General features: G+C 72.8%; 15 protein-coding genes. 6 read left to right on the plus strand and 9 right to left on the minus strand.

Annotation, left to right across the window (positions count from 1 at the left end):
- The first annotated feature begins 219 nt into the window (after positions 1-219).
- Both ABT299_RS35935 and ABT299_RS35940 read left to right on the plus strand, forming a co-directional pair.
- The gene (locus ABT299_RS35935; RefSeq protein WP_387021501.1) at positions 220-1,554 is read left to right on the plus strand and encodes a UDP-glucose dehydrogenase family protein; all 1,335 of its coding nucleotides are present in this window, start codon (positions 220-222) and stop codon (positions 1,552-1,554) included.
- Between the two features lie 38 nt (positions 1,555-1,592).
- A complete protein-coding gene (locus ABT299_RS35940) occupies positions 1,593-2,012 on the plus strand; it encodes a CoA-binding protein (protein ID WP_190867040.1) in 420 nt (139 codons plus the stop codon).
- A gap of 85 nt (positions 2,013-2,097) precedes the next feature.
- On the opposite strand, the gene purE is transcribed toward ABT299_RS35940, so the two are convergent.
- Both purE and ABT299_RS35950 read right to left on the minus strand, forming a co-directional pair.
- The gene (gene purE, locus ABT299_RS35945; RefSeq protein ID WP_500253451.1) at positions 2,098-2,589 is read right to left on the minus strand and encodes a 5-(carboxyamino)imidazole ribonucleotide mutase; all 492 of its coding nucleotides are present in this window, start codon (positions 2,587-2,589) and stop codon (positions 2,098-2,100) included.
- A 49-nt stretch (positions 2,590-2,638) separates the two neighbouring features.
- On the minus strand, positions 2,639-3,850 hold the full coding sequence (locus ABT299_RS35950) for a 5-(carboxyamino)imidazole ribonucleotide synthase (protein ID WP_500253452.1): 1,212 nt from the start codon (positions 3,848-3,850) through the stop codon (positions 2,639-2,641).
- Positions 3,851-4,070: 220 nt separating this feature from the next.
- Between ABT299_RS35950 and ABT299_RS35955 the strand changes: the two genes are divergently transcribed.
- On the plus strand, positions 4,071-4,658 hold the full coding sequence (locus ABT299_RS35955) for a GtrA family protein (RefSeq protein WP_387021510.1): 588 nt from the start codon (positions 4,071-4,073) through the stop codon (positions 4,656-4,658).
- 131 nt (positions 4,659-4,789) lie between these two features.
- Here ABT299_RS35955 and ABT299_RS35960 read toward each other — a convergent pair whose 3' ends face one another.
- From ABT299_RS35960 to glgX, 5 genes are all read right to left on the minus strand, one after another.
- Positions 4,790-6,067, minus strand: coding sequence for a sensor histidine kinase (locus ABT299_RS35960; RefSeq protein ID WP_387021513.1), 1,278 nt, complete (start codon positions 6,065-6,067; stop codon positions 4,790-4,792).
- Positions 6,068-6,168: 101 nt separating this feature from the next.
- The gene (locus ABT299_RS35965; RefSeq protein WP_019629095.1) at positions 6,169-6,840 is read right to left on the minus strand and encodes a response regulator transcription factor; all 672 of its coding nucleotides are present in this window, start codon (positions 6,838-6,840) and stop codon (positions 6,169-6,171) included.
- 176 nt (positions 6,841-7,016) lie between these two features.
- A complete protein-coding gene (treZ, locus tag ABT299_RS35970; RefSeq protein ID WP_500253453.1) occupies positions 7,017-8,852 on the minus strand; it encodes a malto-oligosyltrehalose trehalohydrolase in 1,836 nt (611 codons plus the stop codon).
- Between the two features lie 20 nt (positions 8,853-8,872).
- The gene (treY, locus tag ABT299_RS35975) at positions 8,873-11,104 is read right to left on the minus strand and encodes a malto-oligosyltrehalose synthase (protein ID WP_500253475.1); all 2,232 of its coding nucleotides are present in this window, start codon (positions 11,102-11,104) and stop codon (positions 8,873-8,875) included.
- A gap of 1 nt (position 11,105) precedes the next feature.
- Complete coding sequence (gene glgX / locus ABT299_RS35980; RefSeq protein ID WP_500253454.1) at positions 11,106-13,271, minus strand: glycogen debranching protein GlgX; 2,166 nt, start codon at positions 13,269-13,271, stop codon at positions 11,106-11,108.
- Positions 13,272-13,462: 191 nt separating this feature from the next.
- Between glgX and ABT299_RS35985 the strand changes: the two genes are divergently transcribed.
- Positions 13,463-13,822 carry a (2Fe-2S)-binding protein gene (locus ABT299_RS35985; protein ID WP_500253455.1) on the plus strand — a complete coding sequence of 120 codons (360 nt, stop codon included), beginning with the start codon at positions 13,463-13,465 and terminating at the stop codon, positions 13,820-13,822.
- Between the two features lie 95 nt (positions 13,823-13,917).
- A complete protein-coding gene (gene bfr, locus ABT299_RS35990; RefSeq protein WP_190867055.1) occupies positions 13,918-14,415 on the plus strand; it encodes a bacterioferritin in 498 nt (165 codons plus the stop codon).
- Between the two features lie 6 nt (positions 14,416-14,421).
- Here bfr and ABT299_RS35995 read toward each other — a convergent pair whose 3' ends face one another.
- The gene (locus tag ABT299_RS35995; RefSeq protein WP_387022224.1) at positions 14,422-15,453 is read right to left on the minus strand and encodes an adenylate/guanylate cyclase domain-containing protein; all 1,032 of its coding nucleotides are present in this window, start codon (positions 15,451-15,453) and stop codon (positions 14,422-14,424) included.
- A gap of 179 nt (positions 15,454-15,632) precedes the next feature.
- Positions 15,633-16,496, minus strand: coding sequence for a biotin--[acetyl-CoA-carboxylase] ligase (locus tag ABT299_RS36000; protein WP_433141692.1), 864 nt, complete (start codon positions 16,494-16,496; stop codon positions 15,633-15,635).
- Positions 16,497-16,589: 93 nt separating this feature from the next.
- On the opposite strand from ABT299_RS36000, the gene ABT299_RS36005 reads away from it, so the two are divergent.
- On the plus strand, positions 16,590-17,363 hold the full coding sequence (locus ABT299_RS36005; protein ID WP_190867062.1) for an enoyl-CoA hydratase/isomerase family protein: 774 nt from the start codon (positions 16,590-16,592) through the stop codon (positions 17,361-17,363).
- Positions 17,364-17,369: the final 6 nt, after the last annotated feature.

The following is a 17,369-nucleotide window of genomic DNA, read 5'->3' on the forward strand; positions in this document are numbered from 1 at the left end:
TCCGCCGCGAACGGCGCGATCTTGGCATCCGCCAGCTCACGCACCGTCGCCCGCAGCAGCTCCTGCTCCTCCGACGGCGCGTACGCGGGAAAGTCATGGCTCATGCCGCAAATGCTACCGGCCAGTAGACTCCACTGCGCCCCCGCCGGTACCGGGCAGCACTTCGGGGAAGGTTGACTAGGGCGTACGACGGCGGCAGCGAACCGGAAGGAGCCCGCCTTGACCCAGCGGCTGACGGTCATCGGAACCGGTTACCTCGGCACCACCCATGCGGCCTGCATGGCCGACCTGGGCTTCGAGGTGCTCGGCCTGGACGCCGACAAGGACAAGATCGCCCGGCTCGCGGCCGGTGACCTGCCGTTCTACGAACCCGGGCTCGAACCCGTGCTGCGCCGCGGCCTGGCGAGCGGGCGGCTGCGGTTCACCACGTCCTACGAGGAGATCGCCGAGTTCGGCGACGTCCACTTCCTGTGCGTCGGGACCCCGCAGAAGGCGGGCGAGTACGCCGCCGACCTCGCCTACGTGGACGCGGCGGTCGGCGCGCTCGCGCCGCTGCTGCACCGGCCCTGCCTGATCGTCGGCAAGTCGACGGTGCCGGTGGGGACGGCGGCGCGGCTGGCCGAGACGGTCGCGAGGGAGGCGCCGGTGGGCGGCGACGCCGTCCTGGCGTGGAACCCCGAGTTCCTGCGCGAGGGGTTCGCCGTCGAGGACACCCTGCACCCGGACCGGATCGTCGCCGGGCTGCCCGCCGAGCAGGGCGCCGCCGAGCACGCCGAGAAGGTGCTGCGCGAGATCTACCGGACGATGATCGCCGACGAGACGCCGTTCATCACCGCCGACTACGCCACCGCCGAGCTGGTCAAGGTGTCGGCGAACGCGTTCCTGGCCACCAAGATCTCGTTCATCAACGCGATGGCGGAGGTCTGCGAGGCCGCGCACGCGGACGTGACCAAGCTGTCGGAGGCGCTGTCGTACGACGACCGGATCGGCGGCCGGTTCCTCGGCCCCGGGCTCGGGTTCGGCGGCGGCTGCCTGCCCAAGGACATCCGCGCGTTCATGGCGCGGGCCGGGGAGCTGGGCGCCGACCAGGCGCTGACGTTCCTGCGCGAGGTCGACGAGATCAACATCCGGCGCCGGATCCGGATGGTGGACCTCGCCCGCCAGCTGCTCGGCGGCTCGTTCGCGGACCGGACGGTCGGGGTGCTCGGCGCGGCGTTCAAGCCGAACTCCGACGACGTGCGCGACTCGCCCGCGCTGGACGTCGCGGCGTCGATCCGCGCGCAGGGCGGCCGGGTGACCGTCTACGACCCGCGCGCGATGGAGAACGCCCGCCGCGCGCAGCCGTCGCTGGCCTTCGCGTCGTCGGCGCTGGGCGCGGTCAAGGACGCGCACGTCGTGCTGCTGCTGACCGAATGGCGGGAGTTCCGCGACATGGACCCGGCGGACCTCGCCGCGGCGGTGGCGGAGCGCAACATCGTCGACGGCCGCAACGCCCTGGACCCCGAGCGCTGGCGGGCCGCCGGCTGGAACTACCGGGCCCTCGGCCGCCCCTGAACGGGAACGATCGGGGCGCCGCGGGTGTTGTCGCGGGCATGGGTGATGTCTACGCCGACCCGGACGTGATCAGCCGGCTGCTCAGCGAGTCCAGGACGTGGGCGTTCGTGGGCCTGAGCGACAACCCGGCCCGGGAGGTCCACAACCAGGCGCGGCTGCTGCAGCGGCGCGGCAAGCGGATCGTCCCGGTGCATCCGTCGGGCGCCACGGTGCTGGGAGAGCGGGGCTACGCGTCCCTGGCCGACGTGCCGGACGCGGCGGACGTGGACGTCGTCGGCGTCTACCGGCGCTCCGAGCACGCGGGCGCGGCCGTGGACGAGGCGATCGCGGCGGGCGCGAAGGCCGTGTGGCTGCCCCTCGGCGTGATCGACGAGGCGGCCGCCCGGCGCGCGCAGGACGCCGGGCTCGACGTGGTCATGGACCGCTGCCCCGCCATCGAGTGGAGCCGCCGGCACTGAAGCCCCCGGCCCACTGATGTGGCCCCTGTGTGAGCCCGGCACCGGGTGAGCCCCGGCGCCGGGCCGCGCGCCCCTCGCAGGGCCGTCAGAGGCTCTGTCGGAGCCGTTCGCCCTTCGCCTTGGCCTGGTCGTACATCGACTGCTGGAAGTCCTTCATCTTCGCCTGGAGCGCCTCGTCGGACGCCGCGAGGATGCGGACGGCCAGCAGTCCCGCGTTGCGGGCGGCGCCGACCGCCACCGTCGCGACCGGGACCCCGGCGGGCATCTGCACGATCGACAGCAGCGAGTCCATGCCGTCGAGGTACTTCAGCGGGACGGGCACGCCGATCACCGGCAGCGGCGTCACCGACGCGAGCATGCCGGGCAGGTGCGCGGCGCCGCCGGCGCCCGCGATGATCGCGCGGAGCCCGCGCCCGGCCGCCTGCTCGCCGTAGGCGATCATGTCGTGCGGCATCCGGTGCGCGGACACGACGTCGGCCTCGTAGGGGACGCCGAACTCCTCCAGGGCCTCCCCCGCCGCCTTCATGACCGGCCAGTCGGAGTCGCTCCCCATCACCACGCCCACCAGCGGGCTCATGCGTTCCTCCTGTGGGGGGACGACCCCCACGCCCCCCGGTTCGCTTCGCTCATGCGTGTTCCTTCATCGCCGTGCCCCAGCGCAGGTAGTCCGCCGCGTGCCGGGCGCGCTCCCGCAGCTCGGGCAGGTCGTCCCCGAGCACGGTCACATGGCCGATCTTGCGGCCCGGCCGGGACTCCTTGCCGTACATGTGCACCTTGACGCCCGGGTCGTGCGCCATCACGTGGATGTAGCGGGAGTAGACGTCCGGGTCGTCGCCGCCGAGGACGTTCGCCATCACCGTGTAGGGGGCGGTGGGCTCGGTGGAGCCGAGCGGCAGGTCCAAGACGGCCCGCAGGTGCTGCTCGAACTGGGACGTGCGGGCGCCCTCGATCGTCCAGTGCCCGGAGTTGTGCGGGCGCATCGCCAGCTCGTTCACCAGCAGGCCGCGCCCGCTGCCCTGACGCCCGGTCTTCGGCGCCTCGGTCTCGAACAGCTCGACCGCGAGCAGCCCCGCGACGCCCAGCTCGTCGGCGATCCGCAGCGCGAGGCTCTGCGCCTCGGCGGCCAGCTCGCCGGACAGCCCCGGCGCCGGGGAGATCACCTCGACGCAGATGCCGTCCTTCTGGACGGTCTCCACGATCGGGTACGCGGCCCCCTGCCCGTACGGGGAGCGGGCGACGAGCGCCGCGAGCTCCCGCCGGAACGGAACGTACTGCTCCACCATCAGGGAGACGCCCTCGCCGATCAGCCGCTCCACCAGCTCGACGGTCCCGACGCCGAGGTTGTCGGCGATCCACACGCCCTTGCCGTCGTAGCCGCCACGGGTCGCCTTCAGCACCACCGGCCAGCCGTGGTCCCGGCCGAACGCCTCCAGGGCGGGCACCGGGTCGGCCGAGGGCAGGGGCGCGTACGGGGGGCAGGGCGCGCCGAACGACGACAGCTTGTCCCGCATGACCAGCTTGTCCTGGGCGTGGGCGAGGGCCGCCGAGCCCGGCCGGCACGGCACCCCCGCCTCCTCCAGTTCCCTGATGTGGGGGCCGGGGACGTGCTCGTGGTCGAACGTCACGACGTCGCACCCCTTGGCGAACGCCGTCAGGTCGTCCAGGGAGCGGTCGTCGCCGACCCGGACGTCCGCGACGACCTTCGCCGCCGACTCGCCCGGCGATCCGGCGAGGACGCGCAGCGGCACGCCGAGGGCGATCGCGGCCTGCTGGGTCATCCGGGCCAGCTGCCCGCCGCCCGCCATCCCGACGACCGGTGTCTGAGGTGGATTGCTCACGTCAGAAGGCTATCGGCCCATGGAACCGAACAATTCCCCCGTTCCGGACGTCGGACCAGGTGTGGACCTCCGGGCTCGGGGCAGGGAACGCGTGGAAAACGCAGAACGTTCATGTTCCGACGTCACGGGGCCGGGGGCGTCTATCCTCGTTGTGCCCCCGCACCGGCCGCGTCAACGACCGCGGCGCCACCCGCCGAGGTCCGGAAGGACGGTTCCCTTCGTGAACCTGGTCGCCACTCTCAACCGGCGCTTCGCGCACCTGCTGCGCGAGCTCGCCCAGTTCGGCAGCGTGGGCGCGGTCGCCTTCGTGATCACGGTCGGCATCGGCAACGGGATGAACAGCGGCCTCGGCATGGGCCCGCTGACCTCCAACGGCGTCGCCACCATCGTCGCGACGACGTTCGCCTACCTCGCCAACCGCTACTGGACGTTCCGGCACCGCGACCGGACCGGGCTCGGCCGCGAGTACGTGCTGTTCTTCGCGCTGAACGGCGTCGGCCTGGTGATCACCGAGGCGTTCATCGGGTTCACGCACTACGTGCTGGGGCTGACGGGCCCGATCCCGTACAACATCTCGCTGGTGATCGGCACCGGCGTCGCCACGCTGTTCCGGTTCTGGTCGTACAAGAAGTGGGTCTTCCTGCCCGCGAGCGCCCCGCCCGTCGACCCGGCGTCCGGACTGCCCGAGGGGCCCGGCGTGCACGCCGCGACCAGCCCGCACGCCAGGCACGGCGGGGCTGGCCCGGCGGGGCGGCTCGGGCACCCGCTCGACCAGGACGCCGCGGGCGACTACGCCCAGTTCTCCTGACCTCGCACGGCGTTCTGCCGGTCTCGCCCGGCTCCTGATCTCGCATGGCTCCTGATCTCGCACGGCGTTCTCCCGGCCTCGCGCGCTCTCCGGGCCGCCCCGGGCACCGCCTCTCTGAGCGGCGGCCCCCTCTAGGCGGGCCCCAGGACGACGCGTTCACCGGCCAGCCGGGCCTCCGCCGCCTCGCGCAGGAACACCCCGAACACCGCCGGGCGGGACTGGAGCAGCTCCAGCCGCCCGCCGTCCACCACGGCCAGCGAGCGGGCCAGGTAGAGGCCGAGGCCGGTGCCGCGGCCGCCGCTGACGCTCCGCTCGAAGATCCGCGGCTCCAGCTCCGGCGGTATCCCGGCGCCCTCGTCGCCGACCTCCACCACCACCGAGCTGGCGCCCGGCTTGGTGTGGATGGTGACGGTCCCGGCGCCGTGCATCAGCGAGTTGTCCAGGAGCGTCGCGACGATCTGCGACAGCCCCTCCGGGTTGGTCATGCCGACCAGGCCCTGCTCGCCGACGATCCGCACGTCCCGGCCGTCCCGCCGGAAGATCGGCCGCCACTCCTCCACCTGCTGGCGGATGATGTCGTCGATCGGGGAGGCGACGGCGCCGCCCGTGCGGTCGTGGCGGGCGCGGGCGAGCAGCTGCTCGACGACGGCGACGAGCCGCTCGGCCTGCGCCACGGCCGCGGCGCCCTCCTCGCGGACGACGTCGGGGTAGTCGGCCGCCTCGATCATCTCCTCCAGCCGCATGGACAGCGCGGTCAGCGGGGTGCGCAGCTGGTGGGAGGCGTCGGAGGCGAACTCGCGGCTCGCGGCGAGCAGGTCGGCGATGCGGACGGCGCTGCGGTCCAGCACCTCGGCGACCCGGTCGACCTCCGGGATGCCGTAGCGGCGCCGGCGCGGCCGGGCGTTGCCGGTGCCGAGCCGGTCGGCGGTCTCGGCGAGGTCGCGCAGCGGCAGCGTCAGCTTGCGGGCCTGGACCATCGCCAGGCCGACGGTGACGGCGACGCCGAGCAGCGCGAGGCTGCCGATGAACAGCAGCAGCCGCAGTTCCTGGTCCTTCAGCTGGGAGGCGGGCCGCGACATCCGCACCCGCACGCCCTGCCCGGCCGCGGTCGCGGTGAGCTGCCGCGCGCCCGGACGGGGGCGCGGCCCCGCCTCGACGGCGGCGCCGCCCGGCAGGGTGACCGCGATGTACCGGCCGGGGTACTCCCGCGCGATCGCGGCGCCGGTGACCGGCTGGCGCGATTCGAGGGTGTAGGCGACCCCGCCGGCGATGGCGGACGCCTCCCGGTCGAGGGACTGCCCGGCCTCTTCGTAGATGAGCTTGTGGGCGGCGTAGGCGAGGGGTATGCCGAGCAACAGGATCGCGACCACCGCCACCGCGAGCGTCGACAGGAGGAGTCGGCGCCTCATCTGGGCTCCTTATGGTGGGGCCACGCCCGGGCGGGGCGCCCCGGGCCTCTCGGGAAGGCCCGGGGGCTGACCGCGCGGCCATGGCGGCCGGTACGGGGCTGTCAGTCGCCGCGTTCGAACCGGAAGCCGACGCCCCGCACGGTGGTGATGTAGCGGGGGCTGCCGGCGTCGTCGCCGAGCTTGCGGCGCAGCCAGGAGATGTGCATGTCGAGGGTCTTCGTGGAACCCCACCAGTTGGTGTCCCACACCTCGCGCATGATCTGTTCGCGGGTCACGACCTTCCCGGCGTCCCTGACCAGGACGCGCAGCAGGTCGAACTCCTTGGTGGTGAGCTGCAGTTCCTGGTCGCCCATCCAGGCGCGGCGCGACTCGGCGTCGATCCGCACCCCCTGGACGATCGGGGTCTCGGTGCTGCCGCGGCGCAGCAGCGCGCGGACCCGGGCCAGCAGCTCGGCCAGGCGGAACGGCTTGGTGACGTAGTCGTCGGCGCCCGCGTCGAGACCGACGACGGTGTCGACCTCGTCGGCCCGGGCGGTCAGGATCAGGATGGGCACTCCATGCCCCTCGGCACGGACCCGGCGGGCCACCTCCAGGCCGTCCAGCTCGGGCAGGCCCAGGTCGAGAACAATGAGGTCCACGCCGCCCCCGAGCGCCCGCTCGAGCGCCTGCGGACCGTCCGGGCTGACTTCGACGGTGTACCCCTCGCGACGCAGCGCGCGGGCGAGAGGCTCGGAGATGGACGTGTCGTCCTCGGCGAGCAGTACTGAGGTCATGAACCGATCGTATGACCATTCTTGAACGTTTCCCGGGTGCCGCCGCGCTCTTGACCTGCGGTTTGCCACTCGTAGTACATCCTCGAACACCCATTTTCCGGGTGGTAGCGGGAGTTAGGCGGACATCGCGCTTCGGGCCCTTGTCCGCCGGGCGGCGGGCGCGCCGCCGTGAACGGTCATCCGCAGACGGCGGCCGACGCGCCCGGGAGGACCACGACCGGGATTTTGGAATCGCCGTTGGCGCCGGTTTCCATCCGGATTGCCGGATCTGACGCGAGCAGCAGGCGGGCCCCTCCCCCGACCCCGGCATCGGGGAGTGGGAGCCGGACGGTCCCGTCGCCGAGATTCGCCGCCACGAGCACGCCGCCGCGCCGCATGACGAGCCAGCGGCCGGCCGCGCCGTCGCCGTCCGCCCGGACACCGCAGTCGGCGGCGGACTCGCTGGTCACGACGGACGCGGCGGTCAGGCGCGGGTCGTTCAGCTCCGGCCGGGCGCGGCGCAGGGCGATCAGGGACCGGTGCCATTCCAGCAGGTCCGCGTGCGGTTCGGCGGCGGGCTCGGCCCAGTCGAGGACGGACCGGCGGAAGGTATCCACAGCCTGTGGATCGGGGACCTCGCCCGTCCAGCCGTGCCGGGAGAACTCCCTGCGCCGGCCCTCGCTGACGGCCCGCGCCAGTTCCGGGTCCTGGTGGTCGGTGAAGTAGCACCAGGGGGTGGAGGCGCCCCATTCCTCGCCCATGAAGAGCATCGGTGTGAACGGCGCCAGGACGAGCAGCGCCGCGCCGACTTTGAGCAGCCCGGGAGGGAGCCCGGCCCCTGCCAGGACGGCGCCTATACGGTCTCCTGCGCCCCTGTTACCGACCTGGTCGTGGTTCTGCAGAAAACCGAGGAACCGGTGGGCGGGCAGCTTTTCCACGTCCACGGGACGGCCGTGCCTGCGCCCGCGGTACGTCGACATCGTTCCGTCGTGGACGAACACCCTCGTCAATGCTTTCTTGAGGGTTTCCAGAGAGCCGAAGTCGCAGTAATAGCCCTGCCGTTCGCCGGTCAGCGCGGCGTGCAGGCAGTGGTGGAAGTCGTCGCTCCACTGGGCGTCGAGCCCGTATCCGCCCGCCTCCCGCGAGGTGACGAGGCGCGGATCGTTCAGGTCCGATTCCGCTATGAGGAACAGATGCCGCCCCAACTGCGCGGACAGGGCCGACACCGCCTGCGCCATCTCCTCCAGCAGATGGACGGCACTGTGGTCGGTGATGGCATGGACGGCGTCCAGGCGCAGCCCGTCGAAGTGGTAATCCCGCAGCCACATCAACGCGTTCTCTATGGCGAAGGCACGGACCTCGTCCGAGCCCTCCTGGTCGTAGTTGACCGCGTCGCCCCACGGGGTGCTGTGGGCGCTGGTGAAGTAGGGGCCGTAGTCGCCCAGGTGGTTTCCGTCGGGCCCGAGATGGTTGTAGACGACGTCCAGGACGACGGCGAGGCCGCGCGCATGGGCGGCGTCCACGAAACGCTTGAGCGCGTCGGGGCCGCCATAGGGCTCGTGGGGCGCCCATAGGAGAGCACCGTCGTATCCCCATCCGTGGTGGCCGGGAAAGGACGCGACGGGCAGGAGTTCGACGGTGTCGATTCCGAGCGCGACGAGATGGTCCAGCCGCTCGATCGCGGCATCGAACGTCCCCTCGGGCGTGAACGTGCCGACGTGCATCTCGTACAGGACGCTGCCGGGAAGCGGGCGTCCGTGCCAATGCCCGTCCGTCCAGGCGAACCGGTCGTGCTCGTAGACGCGGCTGAGAGCGTGCACGCCGGACGGCTGCCACGGGGAGCGCGGGTCGGGCAGGGGGTCTTCTGCGCCGTCCAGCGCGAACCCGTAGTCCGTCCCGTGGCCCGCGCCGGGCACGTCGGCCGTCCACCAGCCGGGGCGTCCCTCCGCCTCCGCCATGGGACGCCGCTCGCCTGCGACGACGACATCGACGCGCCGGGCCTTGGGGGCCCAGACCTCGAACCGCTGATTCATCGGCCGGTCTTCGGGGGACTTCACCTGTCGATCTCCCGGGGGACGATCAGCGCGACGGGCAGATGTGCGAACACCTCGGCGGCGTCCAGGAGCGGGCCCCAGTGCGTGGCGCCGGTGAGGACGTCCCGCCAGCCCTGCCGGCCGACGTCCACCTCCGTCCCCGCCCAGCCGCCCCGTCGCTCCAGGCCGGCGGGGAGCCGGGTGGCGAGCGCGACCGCGCCGCCCCGCCGGAACGCGACGACGTGATCGGCGGCGGGCCCCGCCACCGGGACCGGCTCATGAGCCGCCGACGGCCCGAACCACTTCGGATGGGTGCGGCGCAGCCGCAGCGTCCGCGCCGTGACCAGGAGCTTCTCGTCGTCGACGTCCTTGGGCGGGCGGCCGGTGTCGAGCCGGTGCAGCCGCTCGCGGCGCCGCCCGTAGTCGACCGGCCGCCGGTTGTCGGGGTCGACGAGCGCCAGGCCGGTCAGCTCGCAGCCCTGGTAGACGTCGGGGACGCCCGGCATCGCGAGCTGGACGAGCTTCTGCCCGAGCCCGTTCACCCGCGCGTACGGCTCGAGCCGCGCCACGAACGCGGTCAGGTCGGTGACCAGGCCGGGGTCCTCCAGGACGCGCCGCGCGTACCCGAGCGCCGCGTTCTCGTAGGCGGTGTCCGGCTCGGCCCAGGACGTCCGGGTCTTGGCCTCGCGCATCGCCTTGACGAGGAACTCGTGCAGCCGGTCGGGGGTGATCGGCCAGGCGCCGGCGAGCGTCTGCCAGAGCAGGTACTCCAGGTCGGGTTCCATCGGCGACTCGGCGGGCCCCCACCAGGAACGCCACCGGCGGACCGCGTCGGCCCACTCCTCCGGCAGCTCCGACAGGACGGCCAGCCGCGCCCGCACGTCCTCCTGGCGCTTGGTGTCGTGCGTGGACAGCGTCGTCATCGTGGACGGCCAGTCCCGCGCAAGCCGGATGCAGTGCGCGTGGAAGTCGGCGGGGCTGACGGAGAAGCGCCCCGGGTCGCCCCCCACCTCGTTGAGGGCGGCCATACGGTTCCAGCGGTAGAAGGCGGTGTCCTCGACGCCTTTTGCGGCCAGCGGCGCTGCCGTCTGCTGGAACCGCACGACGAACTCTGGATCGGCGTTCTCGCCTCGCCCGAGCGCCATCTCCACCACCGTGTCGAGCGCCGGATGCAGCTTCTCGGGCAGGTGCCCGCGCGCTCTCTGCGCGGCCTCGTTGAGGACGTCCACGGCCTGTGGCGGCGGGTCCTCACCAGGGACGACGTACGCGCGGTACACGGGCATGGCCACGAGCAGCGCCTGCAAGGCCCGCTCCAGGTCCGCGTCGAGCTTCCCCACCACGCGGCCGAGGACGCGCATCAGCCGGTCCATCTCCGGCTTCATCCCGTGCGTCGCGGCATGCAGGCGGGCGTCGTGCTCGACCTCCTCGAAGGCCGCGGGGCCGCCCGTCAGCGCCGTGTAGAGCTCGGTGAGCGGCTCCTCACCGGCCGGGTCGACGAACAGGCCGCCGATCATCCCGAGCGAGTCGTAGCCCGTCGTGCCCGCGCACGGCCAGTCCGCGGGCAGCCGCTCCGCCCCCTCGGTGATCTTCTCGACGAGCAGCCAGCGGCCGGGCGCGGCGCCCGCCAGCCGGCGCAGGTACCCGCGCGGGTCGGCCAGGCCGTCCGGGTGGTCGACGCGCAGGCCGTCCACCAGGCCCTGCCCGACCAGGCCGAGCAGCAGCGCGTGCGTCCGCTCGAAGACCTCCGGCTCCTCCTGCCGCAGCCCGATCAGCCCGGAGATGTCGAAGAACCGGCGGTAGTTCGGCTCGCCCTGGCCGGGCAGGACGATCCGCCCGCCGCCCGCGTCCCAGTCCACGTCGAACCACTTCGCGTACGGCGACGACGGCCCCTCCGCCAGGACCGCGTTGAGCGGCAGGTTCAGGTCGGGCGGCACCGGAACGGCCATGTGGTTGGGGACGATGTCGACCAGCACCCGCAGCCCGTGCGCGCGGAACCGCTCCGCCATCGCGCCGAACGCCTCACCGCCGCCCAGCTCGTCCGACAGCCGGGAGTGGTCGACCACGTCGTAGCCGTGCGTGGAACCGGGAGCGGCCCGCAGGACCGGCGAGAGGTACACGTGCGACACGCCGAGAGCCGACAGGTACGGGGCGAGCGCGGCGGCCTCGGCGAACCCGAAGTGGTCCTCGGGAGTGCCGCGGAGCTGGAGCCTGTAGGTGCCGGAAGGGGGGGTGTCGTGCTCGGGGGGAGGCATGTCAGACACGGCGTAGCACCTGCACGGAGCGGGCCGCGACCTTCACGGACTCCCCGGCCTTCACGACCGGCGACTCCTCCTCGGCGAGCAGCGGATCGGCGGTGTCCAGCACCTTGATCCACATCTGCCCGTACGCGGCGGGCGGCAGCGCGAACGCCAGCTCGCCGTCATGGGCGCTGAACAGCAGCAGGAACGAGTCGTCCCGCACCTGCCGGCCCCGCCGGTCCGGCTCGCCGATCGCCTCCCCGTTCAGGAACACGTTCAGCGACTTGTTGAACCCCGCGGACCAGTCCTTCCCGGTCATCTCCTCGCCGCCCGGGGTGAACCACACCAGGTCCGGCAGGTCGGAGGCGCCGCCCCGGCCCGTCCTGTCGTCCCCGGACGGCCGGTCGCCGACGAAGAACCGGCGGCGCCGGAACACCGGATGGTCCGTCCGCAGCTTCGACAGCCGCCGGACGAAGTCGAGCAGCGGGCCGCGCTCGTCGAAGAACGTGTCCTCGTGGAGGCCCGTCCAGTCGACCCAGGAGATCTCGGTGTCCTGGCAGTAGGCGTTGTTGTTGCCCTGCTGGGTGCGGCCCAGCTCGTCGCCGTGCAGCAGCATCGGGACGCCCTGCGACAGGAACAGCGTGGTCAGGAAGTTGCGCTTCTGCCGCTCCCGCAGCGTGATGACGTCGAGGTCGTCGACCGGGCCCTCGTGGCCGCAGTTCCACGAGCGGTTGTCGTCGCTGCCGTCCCGGTTGCCCTCGCCGTTGGCCTCGTTGTGCTTGCCGTTGTACGACACCAGGTCGTGCAGCGTGAACCCGTCGTGGCAGGTCGCGAAGTTGATCGAGGCGATCGGGCGGCGGCCGTCGTCGGCGTACAGGTCGGACGACCCGGTCAGCCGGGACGCGAAGTCGGGCAGCGCGCCCGGCTGCCCGCGCCAGTAGTCGCGCACCGTGTCGCGGTACTGGCCGTTCCACTCCGTCCACAGCGGCGGGAAGTTCCCGACCTGGTAGCCGCCCTCCCCCACGTCCCACGGCTCGGCGATCAGCTTGACCTGCGACACCACCGGGTCCTGCTGGACGAGGTCGAAGAACGCCGACAGCCGGTCCACCTCGTGCAGCTCGCGGGCCAGCGTCGCGGCCAGGTCGAACCGGAACCCGTCCACGTGCATCTCCGTCACCCAGTACCGCAGCGAGTCCATGATCAGCTGCAGCACGTGCGGGCTGCGCATCAGCAGGCTGTTCCCGGTGCCCGTGGTGTCCATGTAGTAGCGCTGGTCGCCGTCGGTCAGCCGGTAGTACTGGGCGTTGTCGATCCCCCGGAACGACAGCGTCGGCCCGAGGTGGTTGCCCTCGGCGGTGTGGTTGTAGACCACGTCGAGGATCACCTCGATGTCCGCCTCGTGCAGCGCCTTCACCATCGCCTTGAACTCCAGCACCTGCTCCCCGCGCTCCCCCGACGAGGAGTACTCGCCGTGCGGCGCGAAGAACCCGATGGTGTTGTAGCCCCAGTAGTTGCGCAGCCCCCGCTGGATCAGCGCGTCGTCGTGGACGAACTGGTGCACCGGCATCAGCTCGACCGCCGTGACCCCGATCGACTTCAGATGGTCGATGATCACCGGGTGGGCGAGGGCCGCGTAGGTGCCGCGCAGCGCGGGCGGGATGTCCGGATGCCGGGCGGTGAGGCCCTTGACGTGCGCCTCGTAGATCACCGTCTCGTGGTACGGGATCCGGGGCGGCCGGTCGTCGCCCCAGTCGAAGTACGGGCTGACGACCACCGAGCGCATCGTGTGCCCGGCCGAGTCCAGGTCGTTGCGCGACCACGGGTCGCCGAACCGGTAGCCGAAGCACGACTCGTCCCAGTCGATGCGCCCCTCGATCGCCTGCGCGTACGGGTCGAGCAGCAGCTTCGCCGGGTTGCAGCGCTGCCCGCGCTGCGGATCGTAGGGGCCGTGCACCCTGAACCCGTACCGCCGGCCCGGCATCACCCCCGGCAGGTACCCGTGCCATACGAACGCGTCGACCTCCGGCAGCGCCAGCCGCGTCTCCTCACCGTCGCCCGCCGGCCCGTCGAACAGGCACAGCTCCACTCGTTCGGCCGCCTCGGAGAAGACGGCGAAGTTCGTGCCCGCGCCGTCGAACCGGGCTCCGAGGGGGTATGCATCGCCCGGCCACACCTGTGCCACTTGTCCCGCCCTCCCGTCGTACCGGGTGAAGCCCTTCCCTCTGAGGGTTGAATCACACCGATTCGGAGACCACTGGCCAGAACGGACATCGCTGGGTTACCTTAGGGGAGCCTAACCTTCATAAGGGTGCCCTAAGGGTCCAGGTCAGGCGCTTTCGTACCGGCTAGTCGCAGGGAAGGTCCCCCAACCGGATGTACGTCTGCATCTGCAACGCGATCACGGAGGACGACGTCCACGGCTGCCTGGCCGGCGGCGGCTGCGGCACCGCCAAGGAGGTCAAGGCGGCCTGCGGCTTCAAGCCCGGCTGCGGCTCCTGCACCAAGCGGCTGCACGCCATGGTCAGCGAGTACCGCACCGCAGGGGAGCTCGCCGACGCCCTGACCGGCGGCCCGACGCCGCTCGCCGCCGTCCCCGACGCCGCCCCGGCCGCCTCGGCTGTCGCGGACGCCGGTGCGGCGCCGTCCGGCACCCTCTCCCGCCCCTCCGAGCCCGCCGCCGCGGACCGGCTCGTCCCGCCGGGGGCCGTCGCCGGAGCCGAAGCCGCCGCCTGAGCCGCCGCGGCGCCTTCCGCACGGCCCGCCGGCCCGCGCCGCGAGACGCGCCGCTGCGGGGATCACCGCCGCCCCCTGTGCGAGCATGAGGTCCCATGGAAGGCGACAAGGACATCATCGCGCTGCTGAACGACCAGCTCACCGCGGAACTGACGGCGATCAACCAGTACTTCCTGCACTCCAAGATGCAGGAGAACTGGGGCTTCACGCGCATCGCGAAGCACACCCGCGAAGAGTCGATCGACGAGATGCGGCACGCGGAGCGGCTCACCGACCGGATCCTGTTCCTCGAGGGCCTGCCGAACTACCAGAAGCTCGGCACCCTGCGGATCGGCCAGACCGTCGTCGAGCAGCTCAAGGCGGACCTGGAGATCGAGATGGAGGCGGTCGCCCGGCTGCGCCCCGGCATCGAGCTGATGCGCTCGCGCGGCGACGTCACGTCCGCGCGGATCTTCGAGGACATCCTCGCCGACGAGGAGTACCACATCGACTACCTGGAGACCGAGCTCAGCCTCGTCCAGGCCCTCGGCGAGCAGAACTACCTGCAGCGCCTCACCGACTCGCCCGGCGAGGAGATCAGCAAGCCGGTCTGACGCGCCCTACCGGCCGCCGCCGTCCGGCGGCCCGTCCTGGGGCTCCGGCGCGCGCCGCAGCACGAACGGCTGCACGATCCCGAGCCCCTGGACGGGCCGCCGGACGATCCGCGTGATCCGGTACGCCGGCTCCTTCTCCAGCCGCGCCGCCAGCTCGCTGTCGATCACCACCGAGCCCGGCCGGGCCAGCGCCGTCAGCCGCGCCGCCAGGTTCACCGTGGTGCCGAACACGTCCCCCATCAGCGGCAGCACCGGGCCGTGCGCGACGCCGACCCGCACGTCCGGCACCTCGGTCTCGTCCTGGATCGCCGCCGCGATCGTCAGCGCGATCTCCGCGCCGATCGTCGGCGACTCCGCGCTGAACAGCACCTCGTCGCCCAGCGTCTTCACCAGCCGCCCCCCGCACGCGGCGATGATGTCGGCGGCGGTCTCCTCGAACCACTCCACCACCCGGGCCAGCTCGATCTCCTCCAGCTCCCGGCTGACCTGCGTGAACGACACCATGTCCGCGAACCCGACGGTGGTCGGCGGCCGCCCCGCGGGCTCCCCGTCGTCCCGGGTCGCCGCCGCCGCGATCGCCCGCGTCCCCGCCGCGGCGAGCTGCCGCCGCCACGCGTGCACCACCAGCGGCTCGAACTCCCCGATGTGCTTGTCGGCGATCTCCACGATCGTCCCGACCGCCTCCGCGGACGGCACGCCGTTCGGGTCCGGGGCGACCATCTCCCGCATGAGGTTGACCTGCCACTCCGCCAGCCGCGTCATGGTCTGCCCGAACGCGCGGATGAGGCGGATCACCCCGTCCTCGTCGAGCACGCCCTCCTCCATGAGGCGGCGGAGGCGGCACAGCGCCGCCACGTCGCCCTCGGTGTAGGCGACCGCGTCGTCCGGCATCGACGGGTAGCCGAACGCGCGCCACACCCGTCCGGTGAAGTCCCGCGACACCCCCGACAGCCGGACGGCGTCGACGCGCGTGTAGCGGAGCTCGCCGCCGAGGAGCAGCTCCTCGATCTCCTTGGGATCCGGCAGTCCGCGCGCCATCATCCGCCCCTCAGTCCGCCGTCGCGCGGAGCCCCCGCCGCCGGCGTCGTGGATCGGTACACCCCATATCGTTGCAGATCCGACGTGACACAGCGCACCCACCTGCACTGGTCACCCCACGTGCACCATCCCCCATACCGCCGCAAAGCGACAAGGTTCCGTCCCCAAGGTCCAGTCCCTCAACGGACGTGGACCACGTCGCCCGCGCTCACGGCGACGTCGCCGCCCGGCCCCTCGACCACGAGGCGGCCCGACCCGTCCACGTCCCGCGCCGTGCCCTCCAGCGTCTCGTCCGCCGGCAACTCCACCCGGACGCGGCGGCCGAGGGTCGTGCAGAGCTCCTTGTAGGCGGTGCGGAGCCCGCTGGACTCCGGGTCGCCGCCGAGCATCGTCCACTCGCCGTACCAGGTCCGCATCTCGCGCAGGATCGCGCGCAGCAGCGGCGCCCGGTCGGTGAGCGGCGCGCCCTCGATCGCCAGCGACGTCGCGGTCGGCACCGGCAGCTCCTCGGCGCGCAGCCCGACGTTCAGGCCGACGCCCACGATCAGCGCGTCGTCGACCTTCTCGGCGAGGATCCCGGCGAGCTTGCGGTCCCCGACCAGCAGGTCGTTCGGCCACTTCAGCCGGGCGTCCACGGCGACGTCGCCGCCGGCGCCGCCGAAGAACCGCTCCCCGGACTCGGCGAACGCGGTCATCCGGCGGATCGCGGTGGCGACCGCGACGCCGGTCAGCAGCGGCAGCCAGCCGAGCAGCGGCACCGGCACCGCCGGCCGCAGCAGCATCGAGAACATCAGCCCCGAGCGCGGCGGCGCCGTCCACGACCGGCCGAGCCGCCCGCGCCCGGCCGTCTGCAGCTCGGTGACCAGCACCGTCCCCTCGGGCGCCCCCTCCCTGGCCCGGGCCGCGAGGTCGGCGTTGGTCGACCCCGTCTCCGGCACGACGCGCACCTCCCGCCACAGCCCGCCCTCCTGGACGAGCGCGCTCCGCAGCGCCGCCTCGTGCAGCGGCGGCCGGTCAAGGTCCCCATACGGTGATTCGCTCACCCGTCCATCCAACCTCACCGGCCCCGGCCCTCTCCCGCCCGCCACCGAACCTCGCCGCGAGCCGGCGCCGGGGCGGCCGTTAGGGTTCGCCGCATGGATGGTGTGACGCTGCGGCGCGACGGGCACGTCGCGGAGATCGTGCTGGACCGGCCCGAGGCCCTCAACGCCCTGTCGACGTCGATGGCGCGGCGGCTGGCCGCGGTGTGCCGCGAGGTCGCCGACGACGCGTCCGTCCGGGCGGTGGTGCTGAGCGCGGCGGGCGAGAAGGCGTTCTGCGTCGGCGCGGACCTGAAGGAACGCAACTCGATGAGCGACGAGGAGATCCTCGCGCAGCGGCCGGTGTTCCGGGCCGCGTTCGGCGGCGTCCTGAACCTCCCGCAGCCGGTGATCGCGGCGGTGCACGGGTACGCGCTGGGCGGCGGCTGCGAGTTCGCGCTGTCCGCCGACATGATCGTGGCGGACGAGTCGGCCGTGTTCGGGCTCCCTGAGGTGAGCGTCGGGCTCGTCCCCGGCGGCGGCGGTACGCAGCTGGCGCTGCGCAAGCTCGGCCCCGGCAAGGCCGCCGACCTGGTGTTCACCGGGCGCCGCCTCGGCATCGAGGAGGCCCTGGAGTACGGCCTCGCCGACCGGAAGGTGCCCGCCGGGACCGCCCGCGAGGAGGCCCTCGGCATCGCCCAGGTGATCGCGCGGAACTCCCCGACCGCCGTCCGGGCCGCCAAGCGGGCGCTGCGCCTCGGCGCCGGCGTCTCCCTGGAGGCGGGCCTGGACCTGGAGGACAACGCCTGGCGGACCGTCGCGTTCTCCGCCGACCGCCGCGAGGGCATCGCCGCCTTCAACGACAAGCGCAAGCCCGAATGGCCGAGCTAGCCCCCT

The sequence above is a fragment of the Spirillospora sp. NPDC000708 genome (assembly GCF_040299565.1).
In the GTDB taxonomy this organism is placed as follows: domain Bacteria; phylum Actinomycetota; class Actinomycetes; order Streptosporangiales; family Streptosporangiaceae; genus Spirillospora.

Coding starts and splice junctions, on each gene's coding strand:
- ABT299_RS35940 (WP_190867040.1), top strand. CDS start 1,593: ATGGGTGATGTCTACGCCGACCCGGACGTGATCAGCCGGCTGCTCAGC.
- purE (WP_500253451.1), bottom strand. CDS start 2,589: ATGAGCCCGCTGGTGGGCGTGGTGATGGGGAGCGACTCCGACTGGCCG.
- ABT299_RS35960 (WP_387021513.1), bottom strand. CDS start 6,067: ATGAGGCGCCGACTCCTCCTGTCGACGCTCGCGGTGGCGGTGGTCGCG.
- ABT299_RS35965 (WP_019629095.1), bottom strand. CDS start 6,840: ATGACCTCAGTACTGCTCGCCGAGGACGACACGTCCATCTCCGAGCCT.
- treZ (WP_500253453.1), bottom strand. CDS start 8,852: ATGAATCAGCGGTTCGAGGTCTGGGCCCCCAAGGCCCGGCGCGTCGAT.
- treY (WP_500253475.1), bottom strand. CDS start 11,104: ATGCCTCCCCCCGAGCACGACACCCCCCCTTCCGGCACCTACAGGCTC.
- ABT299_RS35985 (WP_500253455.1), top strand. CDS start 13,463: ATGTACGTCTGCATCTGCAACGCGATCACGGAGGACGACGTCCACGGC.
- bfr (WP_190867055.1), top strand. CDS start 13,918: ATGGAAGGCGACAAGGACATCATCGCGCTGCTGAACGACCAGCTCACC.
- ABT299_RS35995 (WP_387022224.1), bottom strand. CDS start 15,453: ATGGCGCGCGGACTGCCGGATCCCAAGGAGATCGAGGAGCTGCTCCTC.
- ABT299_RS36005 (WP_190867062.1), top strand. CDS start 16,590: ATGGATGGTGTGACGCTGCGGCGCGACGGGCACGTCGCGGAGATCGTG.